Origin of the sequence: Streptomyces sparsogenes subsp. cuspidosporus (assembly GCF_039532705.1) — a bacterium.
GTDB lineage: Bacteria > Actinomycetota > Actinomycetes > Streptomycetales > Streptomycetaceae > Streptomyces > Streptomyces sparsogenes.
The window spans coordinates 1-24288 of sequence record NZ_BAAASD010000074.1 but is presented as its reverse complement, the minus strand read 5'-3'; the positions used below and the strand labels follow the sequence as shown (position 1 = coordinate 24288).

Annotated in this window: 15 protein-coding genes and 3 pseudogenes; 9 read left to right on the top strand and 9 right to left on the bottom strand. The window is 71.8% G+C overall.

Going from position 1 to position 24288, the window contains the following annotated elements; all coding sequences use genetic code 11:
- The first annotated feature begins 154 nt into the window (after positions 1 to 154).
- Positions 155 to 2041: a stealth family protein gene (locus ABFY07_RS40905; RefSeq protein ID WP_346179329.1), complete on the top strand. Its 1887-nt coding sequence runs from the start codon at positions 155 to 157 to the stop codon at positions 2039 to 2041.
- On the top strand, positions 2014 to 3027 hold the full coding sequence (locus ABFY07_RS40900; RefSeq protein WP_346179328.1) for an FkbM family methyltransferase: 1014 nt from the start codon (positions 2014 to 2016) through the stop codon (positions 3025 to 3027). The genes ABFY07_RS40905 and ABFY07_RS40900 overlap by 28 nt, the downstream gene beginning before the upstream one ends.
- A 192-nt stretch (positions 3028 to 3219) precedes the next feature.
- On the opposite strand, the gene ABFY07_RS40895 is transcribed toward ABFY07_RS40900, so the two are convergent.
- Positions 3220 to 3510, bottom strand: a complete 291-nt coding sequence (locus ABFY07_RS40895; RefSeq protein ID WP_346179327.1) for a hypothetical protein — start codon at positions 3508 to 3510, stop codon at positions 3220 to 3222.
- A 275-nt stretch (positions 3511 to 3785) separates the two neighbouring features.
- Here ABFY07_RS40895 and ABFY07_RS40890 point away from each other — a divergent pair.
- Positions 3786 to 4217, top strand: a pseudogene (locus tag ABFY07_RS40890) (DUF5753 domain-containing protein); the annotation flags it as partial.
- Positions 4214 to 4423, top strand: coding sequence for a DUF397 domain-containing protein (locus ABFY07_RS40885; RefSeq protein ID WP_346179326.1), 210 nt, complete (start codon positions 4214 to 4216; stop codon positions 4421 to 4423). The pseudogene ABFY07_RS40890 and the gene ABFY07_RS40885, both read left to right, overlap by 4 nt.
- A gap of 59 nt (positions 4424 to 4482) precedes the next feature.
- Here ABFY07_RS40885 and ABFY07_RS40880 read toward each other — a convergent pair.
- Positions 4483 to 4593 (bottom strand): annotated as a pseudogene (locus tag ABFY07_RS40880) (transcriptional regulator); the annotation flags it as partial.
- A 3-nt stretch (positions 4594 to 4596) separates the two neighbouring features.
- A pseudogene (locus ABFY07_RS40875) lies at positions 4597 to 4701 on the bottom strand (DUF6879 family protein); the annotation flags it as partial.
- Positions 4702 to 4877: 176 nt separating this feature from the next.
- Between ABFY07_RS40875 and ABFY07_RS40865 the strand changes: the two are divergent.
- Positions 4878 to 5753 carry a protein kinase domain-containing protein gene (locus ABFY07_RS40865; RefSeq protein WP_346179325.1) on the top strand — a complete coding sequence of 292 codons (876 nt, stop codon included), beginning with the start codon at positions 4878 to 4880 and terminating at the stop codon, positions 5751 to 5753.
- The gene (locus tag ABFY07_RS40860; RefSeq protein ID WP_346179324.1) at positions 5747 to 6259 is read left to right on the top strand and encodes a GNAT family N-acetyltransferase; all 513 of its coding nucleotides are present in this window, start codon (positions 5747 to 5749) and stop codon (positions 6257 to 6259) included. The genes ABFY07_RS40865 and ABFY07_RS40860 overlap by 7 nt, the downstream gene beginning before the upstream one ends.
- 633 nt (positions 6260 to 6892) lie before the next feature.
- Here the strand turns inward: ABFY07_RS40860 and ABFY07_RS40855 are convergent.
- The 3 genes from ABFY07_RS40855 to ABFY07_RS40845 form a co-directional block, all read right to left on the bottom strand.
- A complete protein-coding gene (locus ABFY07_RS40855; protein WP_346179323.1) occupies positions 6893 to 9100 on the bottom strand; it encodes a glycosyltransferase family 2 protein in 2208 nt (735 codons plus the stop codon).
- Positions 9101 to 9155: 55 nt separating this feature from the next.
- Positions 9156 to 11519: a bifunctional glycosyltransferase/CDP-glycerol:glycerophosphate glycerophosphotransferase gene (locus ABFY07_RS40850; protein WP_346179322.1), complete on the bottom strand. Its 2364-nt coding sequence runs from the start codon at positions 11517 to 11519 to the stop codon at positions 9156 to 9158.
- Between the two features lie 267 nt (positions 11520 to 11786).
- On the bottom strand, positions 11787 to 16781 hold the full coding sequence (locus tag ABFY07_RS40845; RefSeq protein ID WP_346179321.1) for an NAD-glutamate dehydrogenase: 4995 nt from the start codon (positions 16779 to 16781) through the stop codon (positions 11787 to 11789).
- A gap of 364 nt (positions 16782 to 17145) precedes the next feature.
- Here ABFY07_RS40845 and ABFY07_RS40840 point away from each other — a divergent pair, with 364 nt between their 5' ends.
- Positions 17146 to 17712 carry a DJ-1/PfpI family protein gene (locus ABFY07_RS40840; RefSeq protein WP_346179320.1) on the top strand — a complete coding sequence of 189 codons (567 nt, stop codon included), beginning with the start codon at positions 17146 to 17148 and terminating at the stop codon, positions 17710 to 17712.
- A gap of 130 nt (positions 17713 to 17842) precedes the next feature.
- Here ABFY07_RS40840 and ABFY07_RS40835 read toward each other — a convergent pair whose 3' ends face one another.
- Positions 17843 to 18505, bottom strand: a complete 663-nt coding sequence (locus ABFY07_RS40835; RefSeq protein WP_346179319.1) for an HAD family hydrolase — start codon at positions 18503 to 18505, stop codon at positions 17843 to 17845.
- Positions 18506 to 18625: 120 nt separating this feature from the next.
- Positions 18626 to 19132, bottom strand: a complete 507-nt coding sequence (locus ABFY07_RS40830) for a DUF6912 family protein (protein ID WP_346179318.1) — start codon at positions 19130 to 19132, stop codon at positions 18626 to 18628.
- A 409-nt stretch (positions 19133 to 19541) separates the two neighbouring features.
- On the opposite strand from ABFY07_RS40830, the gene ABFY07_RS40825 reads away from it, so the two are divergent.
- Entirely contained in the window at positions 19542 to 20114 is a 573-nt protein-coding gene (locus tag ABFY07_RS40825) for an Rv3235 family protein (protein ID WP_346179317.1), read from the top strand.
- A gap of 331 nt (positions 20115 to 20445) precedes the next feature.
- On the opposite strand, the gene secA is transcribed toward ABFY07_RS40825, so the two are convergent.
- On the bottom strand, positions 20446 to 23286 hold the full coding sequence (secA, locus tag ABFY07_RS40820) for a preprotein translocase subunit SecA (RefSeq protein ID WP_346179316.1): 2841 nt from the start codon (positions 23284 to 23286) through the stop codon (positions 20446 to 20448).
- 238 nt (positions 23287 to 23524) lie between these two features.
- On the opposite strand from secA, the gene ABFY07_RS40815 reads away from it, so the two are divergent.
- Positions 23525 to 24136 (top strand): GNAT family N-acetyltransferase, encoded by a 612-nt coding sequence (locus tag ABFY07_RS40815; RefSeq protein WP_346179315.1) that lies wholly within the window; start codon positions 23525 to 23527, stop codon positions 24134 to 24136.
- Positions 24137 to 24288 lie beyond the last annotated feature (152 nt).

Sequence of the window (24288 nt, the reverse complement as noted above, 5' to 3'; positions counted from 1 at the left end):
TTGCCGCGGCCCAGGCGCCGGCCCCGGCGCCCCCGTGACCCGCCCGGCCGCCCCTCGCCCCGCCTCCGCCGCCCCCCGCCGCCTCGCCCGACCGCCGGCCGCCCCCGCCGCCTCGCCCGACCGCCACCCCGCGCCCGGAAGACCAGGACCCAGGATGCCCCGCACCGCACCGCCCGCCCCCCGTCCGCTGCCCTGGCACACCGACACCCCGCCCCTGGTGCGCGGCTACCGGCGCAAGGTCCCGCTGCCCGTCCGCCGCGCCGTGGTCGCGGTGACCGGCACCGGACTGCGCCGGGCGGCGCTACGGGGCCTGGGCCGCCTCTCCGCCGCGTCCGGGGCGCTGCGGCTGCGGTGGGGGCGGCGACGGCTGCGCCGGGCGGGGCTGCTGATCGCGACGGACCGGATCGTGGTCGCCGACCGGCACGGCCTGCGGGTCGCCCAGGTCACCCCGGTGCCCACCCCGCTGCACGCGCGCGCGGAGAACCTGCGGCTGGTGTGCGAGGCCCTGGAGCGCGCCGGGATCGACCACTTCGTGGTCCGCGCGTACGGAAACGTCTCCTCCGCCGTCGGGGTGCCCGCCGCGGAGCGGTCGCGGGTCGTCGCGGCGCTCGTCGAGCTGTGCGCCCGGGAGGCGGGCTATGTGTCGCTGCCCGCGCGCGGCAAGCGCCCCGGGACCGTGCCCCGGCCCGGCGGCTCCCCCCAGGCCTGGCGGCGGCTGGCCACCGCCCCCGTCGTCCGCTTCACGCGCTTCCACGCCAGCCCGGGCGCCGGCCCCGGCACCGGCCCCGGCGCGGGCCTGGTGCTGGGCGTGGCGCACGGCTGCGACATCGAGTTCTGGCAGCGGGGCCGGGCCGAGGCCGGGGAGGAGGACCTGCTGATCGCGCCGCGCCCCAACCGCACCACCGCCTCCGTGCCCGCCGCCGGCGCGGCCGTGCACGCGCCGGGCCACCTGTTCACCCGGCTGGCCCCGGCCGAGGGCTGGCAGCCGGCAGCGCTGGTGCGCACCCGCCCGGAGTTCACCACCCGGCTCCCCGACGAGATCCGCTTCCCCATCGACGTCGTCTACACCTGGGTGGACGGCTCGGACCCCGCGTGGCGCAGGCGGCGCGCCGAGGTGACGGCCCGCGACGCCGACGGGCCGTACCACGAGCAGGCGGCCAACGACGCCCGCTACGCCAACCGGGACGAGCTGCGCTACTCGCTGCGCTCCCTGCACATGTACGCCCCCTGGGTGCGCCACATCTATCTGGTGACCGACGACCAGGTGCCGCCGTGGCTGGTGGGCTCGCACCCCGGGATCACCGTGGTCGACCACCGCGAGATCTTCGACGACCCGAGGGTCCTGCCCACCTTCAACTCCCAGGCCATCGAGACCCGGCTGCACCACATCGACGGGCTGTCCGAGCACTTCCTGTACTTCAACGACGACGTGTTCCTCGGCTCGCCGGTGACCCCGCAGGACTTCTTCCTGGCCAACGGCATGACGAAGTTCTTCCTCTCCCGCGCGCTGATCCCGCTCGGCCCCACCCACCCCGGCGACGTCCCCGTCTCGGCGGCCGGGAAGAACAACCGGGCCCTGCTGGAGGCGCGGTTCGGGGCGACGGTGACACAGAAGCTGAAGCACACCCCGCACGCACTGCGCAGAAGCGTCCTCGCTGAGATCGAACGCGAGTTCCCCGGCCCGTACCGCGCCACCATGGCCAGCCGGGTGCGCAGCACCTCGGACATCTCGCTGCCCTCCGCGCTCCACCACTACTACGCCTTCCTGACCGGCCGGGCCGTCCCCGCGCCGCTGCGCTACGACTACTTCGACCTGGCCCGGCCCGGCATCCCGGCCCGGCTGGCCCGGCTGCTGCGGTCCCGGCACTGCCAGGCGTTCTGCCTCAACGACACGGTCTCGTGCGAGCGGGATCTCGCGGACCAGCTGGCCCTGCTCCGCCCCTTCCTCGACGCCTACTTCCCGGTCCCCAGCCCGCTGGAGCGGGCCATCGCCCGCCAGGAGGCCCGCCAGCCATGCCCCTCGCCATCACCCTCCCGCTGAACCCCGACGTCATCGCGGCCGAGGGCCCCTACCCGCGGGCGCTGAACGTCCTCAGCCGCAAGCAGACGGCCGTGCAGCGGCAGCTGCGCCGGGCCGGTCTCGCGGGCTACGAGCCGACCACCCAGGCCACGCTGCTGGCCCTGGCCCAGCGGGCGCCGGCGGGCAGCTCGGTGTACGACATCGGGGCGCACATCGGGCTGTACTCGGCGCTGATCAGCGCGGTCTACGGGCGCGGCAGGCTGCGGACGTACGCGTTCGAGCCGACGCCGGACATCGCCGGGCTGTGCCGCCGCGTCCGCGAGTGCAACCGGCTGTCGTACGAGGTGGTGGAGAGCGCGGTGTCCTCGGCGCCCGGGACCGCCGAGCTGTATCTGTCCGAGAAGTCGGAGTCCTCGAACTCGCTGAACAGCGCGCACCGCAGACACAGCCGGTCGGTGCCGGTCCCGGTCACCACGGTCGACGCCTTCACGGCGGAGCGGGGCGCCGTCCCGTACCTCGTCAAGATCGATGTGGAGACCTTCGAGGCGGCCGTGCTGGAGGGCGCGCTGCGCACCGTCGACCGCCACCGCCCGTGGATCGTCTGCGAGCTGCTGCCCAGCGCCGACCACGACGCGCTGCGCCGGTCGCTGGCCCCGCTGGTCGCACTCGGATACGGCCTGCACCCCATCACGCCCGAGGCGCCCTGGAGCCGCTACGACGAGCGCGGCTACCGGCGCGCGGTCAGCGGCCAGTGCCGCGACTGGCTGCTCGCCCCGGAACCGCTGACCCCCGGCTTCCACCGGGCGGTGCGACGGTGGCTGATCGCGATCCTGGCCTGCGACGAGACGACGAACCTCCTCACCCCCGCCGGCTCCCCCTTCCCCGGCGGCTGGAACGCCCCGTACCCGCCCCCGGGCCGCCGGCCGGCGCGCCCCGCCCCCGGGAGGCTGCGGGCCGCCGCCGCGGCCGCCCTGGCGGCCCTGGCCCGCCGCGCGCCGGGGCCGTAGTCCGCGAGCATGCATGCCCGCACCGAGCCGCGCGGCTGACGGACCGGTGAGCGGATGCCGACGGCGCTCGGCGATGCGTTTGTGGTGGATATGAGACGGCGACACGCCGTGACGTCGGCGTGTCGCCGTCTCATACTCACCGCAAAGTCAGCGGCATTGGGGTAACCGGACTGGCGCGGCCACCCGGATCCCTTACGGCGAAAAGCGAACTGTGACGTTCGCCCAGCCGTCCGGACTCAGGTATTGCCATGTGCCGGTCTCGTCGGCCGTAAGCATTGCTTCGGAGTACAGGGCTCTGACGAGGAGTTTCCAGGGCTCGTCTCTCTCAGCGGTTTCATTGTGCGCCAGGTCCGGTAGCGACTTGTCGGCCGCTTTGAAGATGGCGGTACGGAGATCGAAGTACCGGGCCTCGTCGACTGTTCCTGTGGTGACGCCGGATGTGGTGATGAACGTCCATTCGGCGTGCCAGGGTCCCTGAGCCATGGGCGAGAATCCGATCCGGGGAAGTGCTCTGAGGCCTATGCGGAAGCCGTGCCTCGTTGTCGCTGGACATGAAGCCGGGCGAGGGCCCGCAGCTGCCGCCGCTCGTATGCCGTAGCGGGGCGCACCGAGGCACAGTGCGACCGCCATGCGAGGCCGGTGGGACGGGTGAGGCACACCATCGGCCCGTCGAAGTCGGCGATGGTCGCGGGCATGTCGTAACGCCGGTCGTAGACCACCATGCCGACCGCGAGTGTGGGCAGGACCTTGGTCCAGTGATCACCGCCGAGCAGGCTCAGGAGCGGGTGGCGTTCGTCGCGGAGCGGCAAGCCGCGCTCGTCCGGACGCCTCCGCCACTGGTCTTCGTGGTGCTGGACGAAAGCTGTGTCCGTCGACCCATCGGCGAACCCGCCGTCATGGACGCCCAGTTCACACGGCTGCTCGAGTTCGCCGAGCTGCCGAACACCGTGCTCCAGCTCGCCCCGTTCGACATGGGCACGCGCCGCCCGTTCGACCTGCCGCTCTACATCCTGACGATGTCGGACCGTTCGCTCGTGTCGTACGCGGAGTCCACCCAGCGGGGCCATTTCGAACGGGAAAGCACCTCCGTGGTGCCCCTACTGACGGCCTACCATCAGCTACAGGCCGAAGCGCCCTCTCAAGCGCAGTCTGTGGCCATGATCAGCCAGTTGCGAAAGGGCACCCCGTGACGACCGAATCCCCCCGTTGGTTCAAGTCCTCGTACAGCAACAACGGCGGCGCCTGTATAGAGGTCGCCGCCAACCTCGTCGCCTCGCGCGGCGTTGTTCCCGTCTGTGACAGCAAGGACCCGAACGGTCCGGCACTGGTTTTCTCAGCGGACGGGTGGTCATCGTTCGTCTCCGCCGTCCAGCGCGAGGAGTTTCCTACCCTCTGACCACGACAATGCGCCCTGCCCACAGCAACGGCTGTGAGCACATTCAGGCCCGCCCGCAGTCAGTGCAGGGCCTCGATGGCCTTCAGGATCAACGCCCGCGCTTCCGCCCCGTATACAGCCATGCTGCGCAGCCGCTCGAACGTCTGCAGATACTGCGCGAGTTCCCCGGGGACCGACGCGTGCTCGTAGCGGATGCAGTCGGTGACCGGCTCGGACACGATCCGGGCCCGGCGCACGACGACACCGCGTGCCACCGCGCTGGAGACGAGGTCGACCCAGGCAGCCGTATTCCGGCGCCCCCGGTGTCGTTCCTCCCCGTGCGGGTCGCCGTACGGCCCCGCGATCCCCGACTTCTGGAGCGGACACCGAATCTCGCTGCCGCCGTGGCGGTCGCCGTCGACGACGGCCGAGACGCGTTCGAAGGCATTCCGCATGACTGGAAGGAGATCAAGGAATGGGCGCACCACCTCCTGCCGAGGCAGTGAAAGCCCTGGAAGACCGGTTCGGGCCGGTCAGCGCATGCCTGCTCAGTGACCGGCGAGGCTCTCGGGCATGGAAGGTCGCCACCCCCAAGGGCCACATGGCGCTGAAGGCCAACGCTCCGGAATCCGAAGGCGCCCGGGACAAGGCGGAGGAACTCGGGCAGGAAAACCGTCATCTCTTGCAGCTGATCCAGGCCGACGCCATCGACCGTGCGTACCGGATCGAGTCCGGTACGTGGGAGGACGGGCGGTGGCTGGCCGTGCGGTGGATCGAGGGTGAGTTCCTGTGGCGGGCCTTCAGGATCGCCCGCGAGCCTGAACAAATCCGTCCCTCGGTACGGCCCTGGCTGCTCGGTATCGCCCGAACCTGGGCACAGCGCCTCGCGGCGATGCATGCTGCTGATTGGGCCCACGCGGATGTGCAGCCCACCAACACCCTCGTGACCGACAGCGGCACCGCCGAGGTGATCGACTACGCGCTGGCCTGCGGGCCCGGCCAGGACGAGCGCATTCCGTACCGGGGCGCCCTCACCCACACGACCGCCCCCGAGGTCGCCGACGCCATCCTGTCCACCAGCGACGACACCCACGTCCAAGCAGAGCCCGCGGCAGACATGTGGGGCCTGGGCGCGTCTCTGTTCTGGTGCTGGACAGGACATCGACCGGTGGCCTACGAGGACGATCTCGACCGCCTGGGCAAGCTGCGCGCCATCGCCAAAGGGCGCACACTCCGCCTGGAAGACGTACGGCCATGGGTCTTTCCAGAGTTCGAGCAGCTCATCACAGCCTGCATGAACGCTGACCCCGGCGCCCGGCCCACGGCCGCCGAGCTGGCCAGAGCATGCTGACCCTGCGGGAGCTGGCCATGGGCGACTCCCCGGCCATCCGGCGCATCTACAGTGGCGCTTCGGTCCGCTTCACCCACGGCCACGGGTATGAGATGACCGACGAGGGTGCCTGCCGCCGCGTCGCCAAGGCCCTGGAATCGGCCCGGACAATCCCTCGCCCGCGCTGGGACTTCGGTATCGTGGTCGTCGGCGATGTGATCGGCATGGTCTCCCTCCGCGTACGGGAACCAGGCCTCGGGACCCTCAGCTACATCCTCCGTGAGGACTGCTGGGGCAACGGCTATGCCACGCAGGCTGCGAAACAAGTTGTCGATTTCGCCTTCGCCCACACCGGACTGAAGTGCCTGGCGGCCAAGCACCACCCCGCCAACCTCGCCTCCGGCCGCGTCCTGGCCAAAGCCGGATTCACCTGCCTCGGCATCTCTGACCTTCACGCCGAAGACGGAGTGGCCTCGCCCTACCCGGTGTACGAGATCCGCCGCCCCGCCGCGCGCCGAATGCCGTAACCCCCTACCCCCACAGAGTCACACAAAGGGTACTCAAAGGATCATTCACCTAATGTTTGCGTAAGTACGTCTGATCCACAGCGAAGGGCATACGCGTCATGGAGCGCCTCGGCATACGGAGCACCCTCGGCCTCGCCGCCTTCCTCGTGATGGCCTGCTGTCTCGCGGCGACCCCCTTCGCCGCCCTGTACGGCGCCGGCGGGGCGTTCGCCGCCGCCGGGCTGCTCGGCGTGGGCTGCGACCTGTTCCTGCACCGCACCGAGCCCGGGCTGCTGGACCGGCTCAGCCGGCTGCACATCGGCGAGACCCTCCGCTTCGAACTGCGCTGCGTCGGCCTGCTGATGCTGCTCGCCCGGCTGGACCTGGCGGGCCACACCGGGCTGACCGCCGCGATCACGCTGGTCATGTGTCTGCTGGGCGGCCAGGCGCTGCACTCCGCGATGCGCACGATGATCCGTCGGCGGCGCCGCTTCCCGATCGCGGCCCGGCCGCCGCGGTCGCTCATCGACTGGCCGGGGCAGCGGATGCTCGGCTACGAGCTGACCGCGCTGCTGGGCCTCACCGGGACGCTGGCCACCGGGGACGCGCGGTGCGTGGTGGCGGGCCTCACCGCCGCCACCGGCGCCTGCCTGCTCACCCTGCTGGCACTCGCCCCCTACCTCGCGCTGGTGATGCACCTCTCCCGCCCCTCCCGCGTCGGGAACCGAGGCGGAGACCGGATCGGAAACGGGGCCGCGAAGGACGGAGCCGCCGCAGTCGCCGCCGCACGGCCGTGGCGACCTTGACCGGCGCCACCTCGAAGGCGAGCGCGGGGGCGGGCCCCCAGGCCAGCGGCTTGGCGTAGTACGGGCGGCCGAAGCGGAGCCAACGGGTGCCGGTCAGCGAGCCGAAGCGCGGCACGACCGCGGCGCGGGCATCGAGGTCGCCGCCCCCGTCACCTTCCTCACCGTCCATGGTCTCCTCCTCACCGTCCATGGTCAGGGTCAGCGTCCACAGGCCCTTCGAGAGCCTTCTGACCGGCAGACGGACGGTGAAGTCCGGGGTGTCGCCGTCGCATGGCGTGTCGGACGGGGTGTCGGACGGGGTGTCGGATGCCGGCGCCACGTACCGCGCCCGCGCCTCCCGCACCGCCCCCGCCCCGCTCTCGGCGCGCAGCCGCAGCCCGGCGCCCTCGCCCCCCGCCGCGTCCCGGGTCAGCCGCCCGCTGACGACCAGCACACCGCGCCTGCCGGGCCGCCAGGCGGCCCCGGTGACCTGGCAGGGCGCGTCGAGGTGGTGGGCGACCTGGCCGACGTCGAGGGAGAGATTGCCGTACGGGGTGAAGTACGGCGTGACGACGGTGGCCCGCCCCTCCGGACCCGTCACGACGCGCCGGGGCCTGGGGTGTGTGGCCTCGCCGCCCTCACGGTCGTTGCCGAACCGCACGGTGCGGCTGACGCCTTGGGCGCGCACGTCCAGATAGATGTTCCACAGGCCGCGCTCCAGGGGCGCCCCGCCGTCGGCGGTGGCCGGGTCGATCTCGGCCGTGAAGCCCGCCATCTCGTACCTGCCGTCCTCGGGCAGGCCGGGGGCCGGGCGGGGGGTGGTGGGCAGCCGGACCTCGGGGCGGTCGGACTGGTAGCGGCGCAGGACCAGCTCGGTGCCCGGCCGGAGGGCGGCGACGTGCTCGATGTAGGCGTGGCCGGTCAGCTCCAGCACGCCGTCCTCGCGCCACCGCGCGCCCTCGAGGCGGTGCCGGACCGGCAGCCGGTCGGTGACGTCGAAGCACTCGTCGGGGACGGCGGCGGCCGAGTCGCGGAAGAAGGGGTGCGCCCAGTAGACGCGGCCCTTGTCGACGACGTGCCCGCGCCGCGCGTCCTCCTTGGCGTTGCGCGCGACCGTCATCACGTCCTCGAAGCGGTCGGCGCGCAGCAGATGGACCAGGAGCCGGTCCGGCGCGTCGATCTGCCGGCAGATCGCGTCGGTGGCCCAGGTCCGCGCCCAGTGCCGGAAGCGCGGGTAGAAGCGCTCGCGCGCGTCCTCCTCGCTCTCGCGCCACAGCAGGCCGCGCAGCGGGCCGCACAGCTCCCACTCGACGTGGCGGCGCATGAGGCGGTCGCGGCGCGGGCCGGGCTCCAGGTAGCGGGCCACGGTCTCGAAGCACAGGCCGATGCCGTCCATGCGGTGGACGAGGTCGCCGGCGACGAGGGTGAGGTTGCTGCGGTCCTCGCGGTAGCGGACGTAGTAGCAGTCGTAGTCGGCGACCACGGAGATGCCGGAGGCGTTGAGGTAGGCGGCGACGGTGAACGGCTTGTCCTCGCAGTTGCGGTACGGCGGGAAGCGCAGCCCCAGCCGCTCGATGAGGGAGCGGCGGAACAGCTTCCAGGGGCCGAGGGTCAGATAGGCGGCGGACGAGAAGACGTCGGTGCGCGGCTGGTTGTGGCTGAAGACGGCGCGGGGGACGGCGCGCCCGCCGACCGAGGCGATCTTCCCGAGGACGACATCGGTGCCGTTCTCGTCGGCCATGGCGACCATGCGGCGCAGCGCGTCCGGCCCCAGGTAGTCGTCGGAGTCGAGGAAGAAGGCGAAGTCGCCGCGCGCGAGGTCCAGGCCGGTGTTGCGGGGGCGGCCCGCGCATCCGGAGTTCTCCTGGTGGACGACGCGGAGCGCGGGGCAGCCGTGCGCGAGGCGCTCCAGCTCCGCGCCGGTGCCGTCGGTCGAGCCGTCGTTCACCGCGATGATCTCGATCTGGTCCAGGCCGAGCGTCTGGTCCATCGCGGAGGTGATGGCTCGGGTCAGCTCCGGCATCGCGTTGTAGGCGGGGACGATCACACTGACGCGGGGAGGGGGCGCAGGGGGCATGGGGGCTCCGGGTCGAGGGTCGTGGGGGTTCGCTGGTCCGACGCGGGAGGGGCGGTCAGTCGTGGTCGGGCGACAGGGGTGTGGGCCGGGCCGCGTGCGGCGGAACGCCGTTGATCAAACCCCGCTTGACGGGGAAGTCATGGCGCTGCGACGCGGACGGTGCCTCGGCCGCGGCGGACTCAGCAGCCGCAGCGGGCTCGGCGGACGCGGCGGGGGCAGCGGGCTCGGCGGACGCGGCGGGCGGCTGAGGGGGCTCCACGGTCTTCTCGCCCAGCATGAGGGTCCGTACCACCCGCTCGGCCGCGCGCCCGTCGTCGAACTGGCAGAAGCGGGCCCGGAAGGCGGCGCGCAGCGCGGTCGCTTCGGCGTCGCGCCAGCGGCCCTCGCGGAAGACGGCGATCAGCTCGTCCTCGGTGCGGGCGACGGGCCCGGGGGTGTCGCCCGGCCGGCCGGAGAGCAGGTCGAAGTAGACGCCCCGGGTGGCCTGGTAGACGTCCCAGTCGTCGGCGTAGACGACGATGGGCCGGTCGAGGTTGGCGTAGTCGAACATGATCGACGAGTAGTCCGTGACCAGCACGTCGGCGGCCAGGCACAGCTCCTCCGCCGACGGGTGGCGCGACACGTCGAGGGCCAGCCCCGCCTCCTGGAGCTGCCGCAGCCCGGCCTGCGGCTGGTACGAGTAGTGGGCCCGCACCAGCAGCACCGCCTCCGGGCCCAGGGCGCGGCTGAGGCGTTCGAGGTCCAGGCGGGGCGTGAAGCCCTTCTGGTAGTCGCGGATCGTGGGCGCGTAGAGGACCGTGAGGCAGCCGTCCGGGATCTCCAGCTCCTTGCGGATGCGCCGGATGTCGTCGGCGGAGGCCGAGAAGAAGACGTCGTTGCGCGGATATCCGTACTCCAGCAGGCGGTACGAGGCGGGGTAGACCCGCTCCCACACCTCGCTCGAATGCCGGTTGGAGGAGAGGGCGTAGTCCCAGCGGTCGACCCGCTTGAGGAGGTTGCGGAAGCTCATTCCCGCCGCCGCGGCGGGATAGCGCTGCTGGTCCAGGCCCATGCACTTGAGCGGCGTTCCGTGGAAGGTCTGCAGATGCACGGTGCCGGGCCGTTTGACGACGTCGTTGGGGAAATTGACGTTGTTGATGAGGTACTTCGCGCGGGCCATCGCCCAATAGAAGTCCCGGGTCCCGGAGATGACGTAGTCGACGCCTTCCGGGAGCGAGTCGACCGCGGCCTTCCTCACCACCCACACGCCGTGCACATGCGGCGCCAGCTCCCGGGCCTTGTAGTAGATGGCCGCCGGGTTGCACAGCACTCCCCGCCCCCAGTACGCGGAGTACACGGCCAGGTCGGCGTCGACCGGCCGGCGCCGGTGGACCCGGTAGAGGCTGCGCTTGGCCCGTGCGGCCAGGGGCCGCCGGGTCATCCGCTTGAGCTTGCGGGCCCCGGCCGCCGCCCGCAGCGTCAGCTCGTGCTCCCGGTAGCGGACGTAACTGCCGCGCGCCAGCGCCTCGAAGCGCCACTGCGCGTCGGCGGGCGGGGTGAATCCGTCGGGTACGTGCTCCTGGTACCAGCGGGCGGCCCGCTCGAAGAAGCGCGGCCGGTCCTCCGCCGCCACCCGGGAGCGGCGGCCCAGGCAGAACAGGAAGTGGGAGACGGCGCGCTCGAAGAGCAGCGGCCGCAGCGGTTCCAGGTGCGGTTTGCCCTCGAGGAATTCGAAGAGGCGGGCGTACTGCTTGAAGATGACGAAGTGCTTCTCGCCGGGGCTCGCGGTGCTGGCGCCGACGCGGCGCTGACGGTATTCCAGGCCGACCAGGTCCACGCAGGCTATTCGTTCGGCCGTGAGCATCGTCTTGTACGAGAGCAGGGCGTCCTCGTAGATTCCCTCGGTGAACGCGAACCCGTGGCGGGTGTAGAAGGCGCGGTTGTAGACGCGATTGGACGACATCGCGAATATCCGCAGGAATTCCGGGCGCTCCAGGACCGAGAAGACATCGGTCCCGGCCGAGGAGAGCAGCCCGCCGAACAGACTGGGTTCGGCGCGGTCCCACCAGTAGGTGCGGACGTGGTTGAAGTAGAGGATGTCGGGGTCCTCGGTGAGCGCCAGCCGGTCGGCGAGGCCCTCCAGGGTGCCGGGGGCGAGGGTGTCGTCGCCGTCCAGGAAGAGCAGGTAGTCGCCGGTGGCCCGGTCGGCCCCGGCGTTACGGGCCCGGCCCGGGCCGGAGTTGACCGGCTGGTGGACGGGCACCACCCGGCCGTCCCGCGCCGCGTACTCGTCGATGATCGCGCCGCAGTGGTCCGGGGAGCAGTCGTCGACCGCCACGACCTCGATGTCGCCGTACGACTGCGTCAGCACGGAGTCCAGGCAGCTCCTCAGATAGCCCTGCACTCGGTAGGCGGCGATGACGATGCTGAATCGGGGCATGGGACACCTCCGGACTGGAGCGCTCATCGTCTGCCCACTATAGGGTGATGTGTCCGAGTCGTCCCGATAAGGCGAGGGAAGGGGTGAAAAGATCGTTGACCCCGGCGGAAGCGCGCCGCGCCGCCCGGGGCAGGCCCCGGGCGGCGCGGCAAATGGGTCAACGCTTCTCAGTACTCAGTACCGGCCGGCCCTACTCAGTACCGGCCGGCGCTACCGGTCAGCGCTTCTCAGTACCGGCCGGCCCTACTCGGCACCGGCCGGCACCGCTCAGCGCTGGGTGCGCAGCAGCGTGCGCATGGTGCGCATGGCCACGGAGAGGTTCGCCAGGTCGAAGGTTTCCGACCCCTGGATCTCCTCCAGCGTGGTGCGCGCCCGCTGCAGGATCGCCGCGTTCTTCTCCTCCCAGGACTTGAAGCGCTGCTCGGGCGTGGCCCCGCCGTCGCCCGCCGACAGCACGTCGGAGGTGAGGGCGGCGTGCGCCGCGTACAGGTCCTCGCGGATGGACGCGCGGGCCATGGACTGCCACCGGTCGGCGCGCGGCAGTTCGATGATCCGGTCCATCAGCTGGGTGATCCGCAGCCGGTCGGCGAGGTCGTAGTACACCTCGGCGACGGCCAGCGGGTCCTTGCCCACCCGGTCGGCGATGGCGACGATGTCCAGCGTCGGGAAGGCCGAGGAGAAGCCCGCCACCCGGGTGGCCAGGTCCTCCGGCACCCCCGCCGCCGTCAGCTCGTCGTGGATCTTCTGGTACCACTCCGCGTCCGCGCCGCGCAGCAGCTTGGGCAGCTGGGCGCGGACCGCCGCGACCCGCTCGCTGAAGAACTCGATGGTCTCGGCGAGCTCCAGCGGCTGCGGGCGGTTGCCGAGCAGCCAGCGGGTGCCGCGCTCGACCAGGCGCCGGGAGTGCAGCCGCATCCGGGTCTGGACATCGGCGGCGACCACGTTGTCCAGGGACTCGACCTCGTCCCACACCTCGCCCAGCTCGAAGATCGCGCGGGCCGCGGCCTGGGCGCGCACCACCTCTTCGACGGAGGCGCCGCTCTCCTCCCGCATGCGGTGCAGGAAGGTCGTACCGGCGGAGTTGACCGTGTCGTTGACCAGCACCGTGGTGATGATCTCCCGGCGCAGCGCGTGGCTGTCGATGTGCTCGGGGAACTTCTGCCGCAGGGCCTGCGGGAAGTACGCGTGCAACAGCCGCTGCAGGTACGGGTCGTCCGGCAGGCCGGTGGTGATCAGCTCCTCGGCCACCGTGATCTTGACGTAGGCGAGCAGCACGGCCAGCTCGGGCTGGGTCAGCCCGCGCCCGGCGGCCAGCCGCTCCCGGATCTGGCGGTCGCTGGGCAGGAACTCCAGCCCGCGGTCGAGCCGTCCCTCGCGCACCAGGCGGCGCATCACCCGCTGGTGGGCGTGGAGCAGGCTGGTGGCCTGGGCGGCGGAGTTGGCGAGCGCGACGTTCTGGGCGTAGTTGTTGCGCAGCACCAGCGCGCCGACCTCGTCGGTCATCTCGGCCAGCAGCTTGTTGCGCTGCTTGACCGTCATGTCGCCTTCCCGGACCAGCTCGTTGAGCAGGATCTTGATGTTCACCTCGTGGTCGGAGGTGTCCACACCGGCGCTGTTGTCGATCGCGTCGGTGTTGATCCGCCCGCCGTTGAGGGCGAACTCGATCCGGCCCAGCTGGGTCAGGCCCAGGTTGCCGCCCTCGCCGACGACCTTGACCCGCAGCTCCTGGCCGTCCACCCGGATGGCGTCGTTCGCCTTGTCGCCCACGTCGGCGTGCGACTCGGTGGACGACTTGACGTACGTGCCGATGCCGCCGTTCCACAGCAGGTCGACCGGGGCCTTGAGGATGGCCCTCATCAGGTCGGCCGGGGTCATCTTGGCGACCTTGGACTCGATGCCGAGGGCGGCCCGCACCTGCGGGGTGATCGGGATCGCCTTGGCCGAGCGCGGGTGGATCCCGCCGCCCTGGGAGAGCAGGCTGGTGTCGTAGTCGGCCCACGAGGAGCGCGGCAGCTCGAACAGGCGGCGGCGCTCGGCGTAGGAGACCGCGCTGTCCGGGTTGGGGTCGAGGAAGATGTGCCGGTGGTCGAAGGCCGCGACCAGCCGGATGTGCTCGCTGAGCAGCATGCCGTTGCCGAACACGTCGCCGGACATGTCGCCGACGCCGACCACGGTGAAGTCCTCGGTCTGGGTGTCGTGGCCCAGCTCGCGGAAGTGCCGCTTGACGGACTCCCACGCGCCGCGGGCCGTGATGCCCATGCCCTTGTGGTCGTAGCCGGCGGAGCCGCCGGAGGCGAAGGCGTCGCCGAGCCAGAACCCGTAGGACTGGGCGACCTCGTTGGCGATGTCGGAGAAGGTCGCGGTGCCCTTGTCGGCGGCGACCACCAGGTAGGTGTCGTCGCCGTCGTGGCGGACCACGTTCTTGGGCGGCTCGACCTGGCCGCCGACCATGTTGTCGGTGATGTCGAGCAGACCCGAGATGAAGGTCTTGTAGCAGGCGATGCCCTCGGCCAGCCAGGCGTCCCGGTCGACGGCCGGGTCGGGCAGCCGCTTGCCGACGAAGCCACCCTTGGCGCCGACCGGCACGATGACGGTGTTCTTCACCATCTGCGCCTTGACCAGGCCCAGGATCTCGGTGCGGAAGTCCTCACGCCGGTCGGACCAGCGCAGACCACCGCGCGCGACCTTGCCGAAGCGCAGGTGCACGCCCTCCACCCGCGGGGAGTAGACCCAGATCTCGTACGCCGGGCGCGGCGCGGGCAGATCGGGGATGGCCTGCGGGTCCAGCTTCATCGACAGGTACTCGTGCGGCCTGCCGTCCTCGTCCTTCTGGAAGTGGTTGGTGCGCAGGGTGGCCTTGATGAGGGTGAGGAAGGAGCGCAGGATGCGGTCCTCGTCCAGCGAGGCCACCTGGTCCAGCGCCGCGTCCAGCTCCTCCAGCAGCGCGTCGGTCAGCTCGGTGCCGGCCCGCTGCCGCTCCGGCGACATCCGGGCCTCGAACAGGCTCACCAGCAGCCGGGTGGTGTGGACGTTCGTACGGAGGGTGTCCTCCATGTACGCCTGGCTGAAGGTGGACCCGGCCTGGCGCAGGTACTTGGCGTACGCGCGCAGCACCATGGCCTGCCGCCAGGTGAGCCCGGCGCCCAGCACCAGCTCGTTGAAGTTGTCGTTCTCCGCCTGGCCGGTCCACACCGCGGCGAACGCGTTCTGGAAGCGCTCGCGGGCGTCGTCGGCGAGGCCGTCGCCGTCGTGGCGGGGCAGCCTGAGCCCGAAGTCGTAGATCCAGGCGTTGGTGCGGTCCGAGCAGCGCAGCTCGTACGGACGCTCGTCGACGACCTCGACGCCGAGCCGGGTGAGCACCGGCAGCACCGCGGACAGCGAGACCTGCTCACCGACGCGGTAGATCTTGAAGCGGCGCTCGGCGGGGGCCGCCCCCACCGGCTCGTACAGGCTGACCGCGAAGGACTGCTCGCTGTCCTTCAGCCGCTCCAGGTGCTGCAGGTCGGCGACCGCGCCGCGCGGGGAGTGGTCGGCCTTGTAGCCCTCGGGGAAGGCGTGCTGGTAGCGGCGCAGCAGCTCGGCGGCGCGCTCCTCGCCGACCTCGGAGGTCAGCGCCTCGGCGAAGCCGTCGGCCCAGGAGCGGGCGGCGTCCACCAGCCGGGACTCGATGCGCTCGACGTCGGCGTCGGTCAGGTCCGGCAGCTCGGAGCCGGGCTGGACGCGGACCACGAAGTGCAGCCGGGAGAGCACCGACTCGGTGTGCAGCGCGGTGAAGTCGACCGGCACCCGGCCGTTCAGCTCCTCCAGCAGGATGTCGGTCAGCCGCAGCCGGACCTCGGTGGTGAAGCGGTCGCGCGGCAGGTAGACCAGGGCGGAGTAGTAGCGCCCGTACTCGTCCTGGCGCAGGAACAGCCGCAGCCGGCGGCGCTCCTGGAGGTAGAGCACGCTGGTCACGATGGACCGCAGCTGGTCGACCGGGGTCTGGAACAGCTCGTCGCGCGGGTAGGTCTCCAGGATCTGCAGCAGGTCCCGGCCGTCATGGCTGTTGGGCAGGAACCCGGCGCCTTCCAGGACCTCCTCCACCTTGCGGCGGATCACCGGCACCCGGCGCACGGACTCGGTGTACGCGGCGGAGGAGAACAGCCCGAGGAAGCGCCGCTCGCCGATCACATTGCCCTTGGCGTCGAACTTCTTGACGCCGATGTAGTCCAGGTACGAGGGGCGGTGGACGGTGGCGCGGCTGTTGGCCTTGGTGAGGACCAGCAGCTTGTGCTCGCGCGCCTTGGCGCGGGCGTCGGCCGGCAGCCGGTTGAACGACGGCGAGACGGGGCGGCCGTCGCCGCCCTCGGCGGCGGCCGCCGGCAGGCTCGCGTGGGCGCTCTCGGCCGTGTCCCGGTGGTGCGGGTCGGAGCGCAGGATGCCCAGGCCGGTGCCCGGCACGGCGCTCAGCACGTCCTCCTCGCCGCCGGACTCGGCGGGCGCCTGCGTCAGCTCGTACTCGCGGTAGCCGATGAAGGTGAAGTGGTCGTCGGCCAGCCAGCGCAGCAGCTCGCGGGCCTCCTCGATCTCCTCGGGGCGCACCTCGCTCGCCGTGGGCTCCTCGGCCAGGCCCTCGGCCATGCGCAGCGCCGCCTCACGCATCTTCTCCCAGTCCTCGACGGCCTCCCGGACGTCGGAGAGCACGCGCAGCAGATCGGCGGTGATCTGCTTGAGGTCGCCGCGGTCGGTCTCGCGGTCGATCTCGACGTGGATCCAGGACTCGACGACGGCGTCGTGCGGCAGCTTCGCGGGCCGGCCCTCCGGGGAGACGTCCAGCACCTCGATCAGCTTGCCGGTGATGTCGCGGCGGACCAGCACCTGCGGGTGGATGACCACGTGGATGCCGCGGCCCTGACGGGTCAGCTCGTTGGTGACCGAGTCGACCAGGAACGGCATGTCGTCGGTGACCACCTCGACCACGGAGTGGCTGCAGGTCCAGCCGTGCTCCTCGACGGTCGGGGTGTGCACCCGGACGTTCGCGGTGCCCTGCGGGCGCGACTCGGCCAGGCGGTAGTGGGAGAGGGCCGCGCCGAAGACGTCCACCGGGTCGCGGCCCGCGAGATCTTCCGGCGGCGTGTGCTGGTAGTAGTGCTGAAGGTAGGCGGTCAGGGTCTCGGGGCCTGGTCCCTGTACCGGTTGCTGTCCCCCGGCAGGACTGTTCTCAGCTACCCGGGCGGCCCGTGTGAGCAGCTCGGCCTTGGCTTCGTCCAGCTTGGTCTGCATGTCCTCTGGCTCCTGTCGCGCGCCGTTGCGTGACATCGATAGCGGTGGCATGACGTCGCGACGCGGGATATCCGGTCTGGGACGACGATATGCCCGTGCGGGGGATGGCCGGGGAGAACTCGGCCGAAAGTGACCAAGGCCCCAGGCGGCACCGGTCAGCGGCGGCCCGAGCCCGGGGGAAGTCCGGGATCGGTGCGGGGGCCTCGTCGCCCCCACGGCCTATCGCGCTGATCACGCAGTAAGGCTATCGCCCCACCCCAGGGGGCCGTCATGAGCCGTTCGTGTACAAAACCGGGGCCCGAAGTTTGACGTAATGGACAGCGACGCAGGTGGTACAGGGTGTCCTGGTGTGGAGGTGGGCGGCATGGCGGCGAAGATCCTGCTCGTGACCGGCGACGCGGCGGAGTCCCTGGAGGTGCTCTATCCGCTCCAGCGGCTGCGCGAGGAGGGCTACGAGGTGCATGTGGCGGCCCCGGCCCGCAAGACGCTGCGGTTCGTGGTGCACGACTTCGAGGAGGGCTTCGACACCTACACCGAGAAGCCCGGCTACACCTGGTCCGCCGACCTCGCCTTCTCCGAGGTCGAACCGGGTCAGTACGCCGGACTGGTGATCCCCGGCGGACGCGCCCCCGAATACTTGCGCAACGATCCCGAGCTGCGCAAGATCCTCAAGTCCTTCTTCGACGCCGACAAGCCGGTGGCCCAGATCTGCCACGGCCCCCTGCTGACGGCGGCGGTCGGCGCGCTCACGGGCCGCCGGGTGACCGCCTACCCCGCGCTTGAGCTCGACATGCAGGCGGCGGGGGCGACCTTCCAGGACGCGGAGGTGGTGGTCGACGGCACGCTGGTGTCCTCGCGGGCCTGGCCGGACCATCCGGCGTGGCTGCGGGCGTTCCTGGCGGTGCTGCGGGCGAAGGCGCCGCAGGGCTGAGCGCGGCTGGGCTGAGCGCCTGTCGCCTGAGCGCGGCTGGGCTGAGCGACTGTCGCCTGAGCGGGCGTACGGGCCGTCGCCCCGGTCGGTCGGGGCGGCCGGGGCGGCCGGGGCGGCCGGGGCGGCCGGGTCAGTCGACCAGCTGCCCGGCCTCGGTGACGGCCTCCTCCAGGGTGTCCACGACCGGCACCCCCGCCGCCAGCAGGCTGGCCCGGCTGTGCGAGCCCCCCGTGTAGAGCACCGCGCGGGCGCCCGCGTGGCGCGCCGCGACGGCGTCGTCCAGCGCGTCCCCGATCACCACGATGCGATCCGGCGTCACGCCCTCCAGGGCGGCCACATGCCGCACCATCTGCTCCGCCTTGCCCGTGTCGCTCTGCCCCGTACGCCCGTCCACGCGGACGAAGCGCGACTCGATGCCGTGGGTGCGCACCAGGGGGATCAGCCGCCGGTGCTCGGCCAGGGAGCACAGCGACTGGGTGAGCCCGGCGGCCTGCCAGTCGGCGAGCAGCCGCTCGGCCCCCAGCGCCAGACCGGCGCTCTCGGCCATGACCCAGTAGTGCCGGTGGAACGCCTCGTCCATCGCCCGCCACTCGGCGTCCGTCGGCAGCCGCCCCATCAGGCGCTCGTAGAAGCGCGGGACCGGGACGCAGTACAGCTCTCGGTAGCGCTCCAGGGTGATAGGGGGCAGGCCGATCTCGGCGAACGAGGCGTTCGTCGCCGAGATCACGACGTCGTTGTCGTGAAAAAGGGTGCCGTTCCAGTCCCAGACGATGTGCGTCACTTTCTTCCCCATTCGACGACCGTACCGAACGGGTCCGACATGATGAGATTCGCCGGGATCACCCGAGGGGGCCAGGCGACGGGGCCAGGCGACAGGGCTCACTCGACGAGAAGGCTCACTCGACGAGGCTGCTCACTCGACGAGGTAGGGGATCTCCTGGGCGTCGTACCAGAGCAGCTCGTGGTCCTCCGCGCCGTCCACCGTGAACTGCGCGTCGTCGTCCCCGACGTCCGCCGCGCCCAGCGCCTCGGCCGCGGCCTCGATGTCCCGCTCGGCCTCGTCGGAGTCGACGTGGACCGCGGCGGCCTTGGCCAGCGGCACGGGGAACGCGATCCGCACCTCCCCGAGCGAGGAGTGGTCGAGGCCGCGGTCCGGGTCCGCCACCGCGTCCCCGTCCGGCACGTCCACCGCCACCACGACCCGCCGCCGGGGCGCCTGCCGGTCGACCGCGAGCTGCCGCAAGGAGGCCTGCGCGGCGCGGCTCAGCGCGGCGTACTCCAGCTCCTCGATGTCGTCGGAGACGTACCACTCGCGCAACGCGGGAGTGACCCCGTAGGCGGTCAACGGGGCCGGGCCCAGTTCCCCCGCCTTGTGCGCCTCGGCGAGACCGGGGAGGGTCAGGGGGACGTAGACGCGCATGGCTGCCGCTTTCCTCAAGTTCCTGCAGTTGCCAGCCAGCATACGTTCGCCACCCCGTCCCCGGGCCGCCCCGTGCGCGACCCGAGCGCGGGACGGGCCGGCCCCATGCGGTCCCCCATCGGGGGCGATCGGGGTCATCGGGCTGACCGCCGGCCTTGGCCCGCCCAGCGCCCGTCCAGCGCCCCTCCAGCGCCGACCTGCCGGGCAGAAGGGCCGAGTCCCGCCGCGCGGACCGTGGCGGCACCTCCGGACCCCGGCCGCCCCCCGGCTCACCCGGATAGGTGAACCCCGACGGGCGGGCCGCGGGCGGGGCGAGGTCCTTGCCGGTGGCGGAAAGGCGTCGATAGAAGACTGCCGACCCAAGCTACTGCCCGGTATCTTCACCGGGCCCGGGAGAGCGGCGAGGCGCATGGACAGGACCATCCCGACGACGGCCCCGACCGGAGCCGCCACGGAAGGCGACGCGACGCGCCGCACGGCGGCGAGCGCGAGCGGCCGGGGCACACGCCCCGGCGCCCCCGCGCCACGCCGGGGCACGGTGACGGGCGCCCCGGCCCGGAGCGGGCCGCCGCGGCGCCGTGACTCCCGGCGCCCGGCGGGTCCCGGACCGGTGTCCCGTACGGCGGCCGCCGCCGCCCGGCGCAGGGAGCTCGAGCGGCTGCCCCGCTACTGGTTCGCCAACCAGCTGCTGCTCACCCTGAGCGGCCGGCGTCCCGTCCACACCCTGCTCGGCCACGCCCTCCCGGCCGCGTACGACCGGCTGATCGAACTCGCGCCCCTGGCACCCCTGCGCCCCACCGGAGGCCGGGCCGCTGCCCCCGTCGTACGGCGCTGCGACGAGTACCAGCCACGCCAGGGAGCCATCGAGGCCTTCGCCCGCATCGCCTACGGCGACCGCCTGCGGGCCCTCGCCTTCCGCCTGGAACTCGGCCCCGACACCCGCTGGCGCTGCGCCGCCTTCGACATCGGCCCGACCACGTAGCTCCCCGGCCGCAGTCTTATGACCGGGCCCCACCGAGACGCCCCTGGCACCCGCACTCCGCCGGGGGCTCCCCTGGTGGGCTCCCGGGGCCCCGACCGCCCCTCATGGGCCCTCAAAGAGGCCCTGTGGCGGCCTGCCGACCGCCACAGGGCCGCACCACGCGGCGGGGCGGGGCGCGGCCGCACCGGGGCGCACACGGCGACGGGCCGGGCCCCGCGCCTTGCAACGTGGGGCGCACACGGCGACGGGCCGGGCCCCGCGCCTTCCGACGCGGGCCCGGCCCGTACGTGGTCGGTCCCAGCCCGGGCGAGCCGGGCCGGGACCGGCTGGGTTACTTCTTGCGGCGGCGGCCGCCCTTGTTCGCCTTGCGGCGCTCGGCGCGGGTCATGCCATCCGACTCGGAGCGGGGGGCGGGGGGCGTGTCGCCGTTGGTGAAGTCGCCTTCGACGATGCCGCCCTCGCCGTCCACCGTGGGGGCGGAGAAGTGCAGCCGGTCGGGGCGCTGCGGGGCCTCCAGGCCCTTGGCGTGGATCTCGGGGCGGCCGTTGGCGGAGACGGCCGCGGGGACCGCGTCCTGCCCGCCGTCGGCGGCGGCCACGGCCTCCTTCTCGCCCTCCTCGACCGGGACCTCCTCGACCTGCTGCTCGACCTGGACCTCCAGGTTGAACAGATAGCCGACGGACTCCTCCTTGATGCCGTCCATCATCGCCTGGAACATGTCGAAGCCCTCGCGCTGGTACTCGACCAGCGGGTCCTTCTGGGCCATGGCGCGCAGGCCGATGCCCTCCTGGAGGTAGTCCATCTCGTAGAGGTGCTCGCGCCACTTGCGGTCCAGGACGGACAGCACCACGCGCCGCTCCAGCTCACGCATGATCTCGGAGCCCAGCTGCTCCTCACGCGCGTCGTACTGCTCGTGGATGTCGTCCTTGATGGCATCGAGGATGAACTCGGCGGTCAGCCCGGCGCGCTCGCCGACGGCCTCCTCCAACTCCTCGATGGTGACCTTCACCGGGTAGAGCTGCTTGAAGGCGCCCCACAGCCGGTCCAGGTCCCACTCCTCGGCGAAGCCCTCGGAGGTCTCCTCCCGGACGTAGGCCTCGATGGTGTCGTCCATGAAGTGGCGCACCTGCTCGTGCAGGTCCTCGCCCTCCAGAACGCGGCGGCGCTCGCCGTAGATGACCTCGCGCTGCCGGTTGAGCACCTCGTCGTACTTCAGGACGTTCTTACGGGTCTCGAAGTTCTGCTGCTCGACCTGCGACTGCGCGGAGGCGATCGCGCGGGTGACCATCTTGTTCTCGATCGGGACGTCGTCGGGCACGTTGGCCATGGCCATGACGCGCTCGACCATCTGCGCCTTGAAGAGCCGCATCAGGTCGTCGCCGAGCGAGAGGTAGAAGCGGGACTCGCCGGGATCGCCCTGGCGGCCGGAGCGGCCGCGGAGCTGGTTGTCGATGCGGCGCGACTCGTGGCGCTCGGTGCCCAGCACATACAGCCCGCCGAGCTCCTTGACCTCCTCGAACTCGGCCTTGACCGCGGCCTCGGCCTTCTCCAGCGCGGCGGGCAGCGCGGCCGCCCACTCCTCGGCGTGCTCGACCGGGTCGAGGCCGCGCTGGCGCAGCTCCGCCTCGGCGAGGTCGTCGGGGTTGCCGCCGAGCTTGATGTCGGTACCGCGGCCGGCCATGTTCGTGGCGACCGTGACGGCGCCCTTGCGGCCGGCCTGGGCGACGATCGTCGCCTCACGGTCGTGCTGCTTCGCGTTGAGCACCTCGTGGGGCACGCCGCGCTTGGCGAGCTGCTGGGAGAGGTACTCGGACTTCTCCACGGAGGTGGTGCCGACCAGGACCGGCTGGCCCTTCTCGTGCTTCTCGACGATGTCCTCGACGACCGCCTCGAACTTCGCGACCTCGGTGCGGTAGATCAGGTCGGACTGGTCGATGCGGGCCACCGGGCGGTGGGTGGGGATCGGGACCACGCCGAGCTTGTAGATCTGGTGGAACTCGGCGGCCTCGGTCATCGCCGTACCGGTCATGCCGGAGAGCTTGTCGTAGAGGCGGAAGAAGTTCTGAAGGGTGATGGTGGCGAGGGTCTGGTTCTCGTCCTTGATCTCCACCCCTTCCTTCGCCTCGATCGCCTGGTGCATGCCCTCGTTGTAGCGGCGGCCGGCGAGGATACGGCCGGTGTGCTCGTCGACGATCATGACTTCGCCGTCCATGACGACGTAGTCCTTGTCCTTCTTGAAGAGCTCCTTGGCCTTGATCGCGTTGTTCAGATAGCCGACCAGCGGCGTGTTGACCGACTCGTACAGATTGTCGATCCCCAGCCAGTCCTCGACCTTCGTGACACCCGACTCATGGATGGCGACGGTCCGCTTCTTCTCGTCGACCTCGTAGTCCCCGGTCTCCTCCACGCCCTTCTGCGGATTGGCCGCCTCGCCCCTGGTCAGGCGAGTGACCAGCTTCGCGAAGTCGCCGTACCACTTGGTGGCCTGGTCGGCCGGGCCGGAGATGATCAGCGGCGTGCGGGCCTCGTCGACGAGGATGGAGTCGACCTCGTCGACGATGGCGAAGTTGTGGCCGCGCTGCACCAGCTCGTCCTGCGACCACGCCATGTTGTCGCGCAGGTAGTCGAAGCCGAACTCGTTGTTGGTGCCGTACGTGATGTCGCACGCGTACTGCTCACGGCGCTGCGCGGGCGTCATGTTCGCCAGGATGCAGCCGACCGACAGACCGAGGAACTTGTGGACCCGGCCCATCCACTCCGAGTCGCGCTCGGCCAGGTAGTCGTTGACCGTGATCAGGTGGACGCCCTTGCCCGACAGCGCGTTCAGATACGCGGGGAGCGTGCCGACGAGGGTCTTGCCCTCACCGGTGCGCATCTCGGCCACGTACCCCAGGTGCAGCGCCGCGCCGCCCATCAGCTGGACGTCGTAGTGGCGCTGGCCGAGCACCCGCTTGGCCGCCTCGCGGACCGTCGCGAACGCCTCGGGCATGAGGTCGTCCAGACTCTCTCCGTCGGCGTACCGCTCCTTGTACTCCTCGGTGAGGGCACGGAGCTCGGCGTCGGAGAGGTTGACGAAGTCCTCTTCGATGGAATTGACCTGGTCCGCGATGCGGTGCAGCTTGCGCAGGATCTTTCCTTCGCCTGCACGCATGAGCTTGTTGAAGACGGACACGTAGGCTGACTCCTCGCCGGTCGGGCCTGGCACGGTCGGGTGCGCTGGCGCGGCATTATCAAGGGGCACCGGCCCCGCCGCAACGGCCATCGTAAGACAGGACCCCACCACGCCGGGAGGTCCGTCACTACGAGGAGCCGGTGTCACCTCTCCGTGTCAACGTATGAGGCGGCCGCCAGGTGCCCCTGAACCGGCGAAACCGCTCGCGGCCCTCCCGGCGGCGCCCCAGACTCGGGCCATGGAACCTGTCACCCTCACCACCGAGCGTCTGCTGCTGCGCCCCTTCGAGCCCCGCGACGCCGACGCGGTCCACGCCGCTTGTCAGGACCCGGACATCCGCCGCTGGACCCCCGTGCCCTCCCCGTACGAGCGCGCCCACGCCGAGGAATTCGTGGGGCGCGTCTGCCCGGAGGAGTGGCGGGACGACATCAGCTACCGCTTCGCCGTGGTCACCCGGGACGGCGGCGCCCTCGTCGGCTCCATGGCCCTGGTGCAGCTGGCCCGGCTGCGCACCGAGGAGCACCAGGCGGAGCTGGGCTACTGGACGGCCCCGGAGCACCGGCGGCGCGGGTACACCGGCGAGGCGGCGCGTGCGGTGGTCGAGTGGGCCTTCACCGCGCTGGGCGTGGAACGGCTGGAGTGGTGCGCGCAGGTCGGCAACGAGGGGTCGCGGGCGGTGGCCCTGGCGGCGGGGTTCCGGATGGAGGGGATCGACCGGGCGCGGATCGTGCACCACGGGACCCGGCGGGACGCCTGGCGGGGCGCGATCCTGCCCTCGGACCTGGGCCTCCCGTCGACCACTCCGTACCTGCCCGCGCCCGAGCGCTTGGCGGTCACGGACCCCGCCTGAGCGGGGGGACGGGGACGGGGGTGTTGTTTTTCGGGGCGGCGGGGGCGGCGGCGCAAAGGGGCGGCAACGCTGGGGCGGCGGCGTGGGGTCGGCGGGCGCGGGGCCGGGCCGGCGGCGCGGGGCCGGGCCGGCGGCGCGGGGCCGGGTCGGCG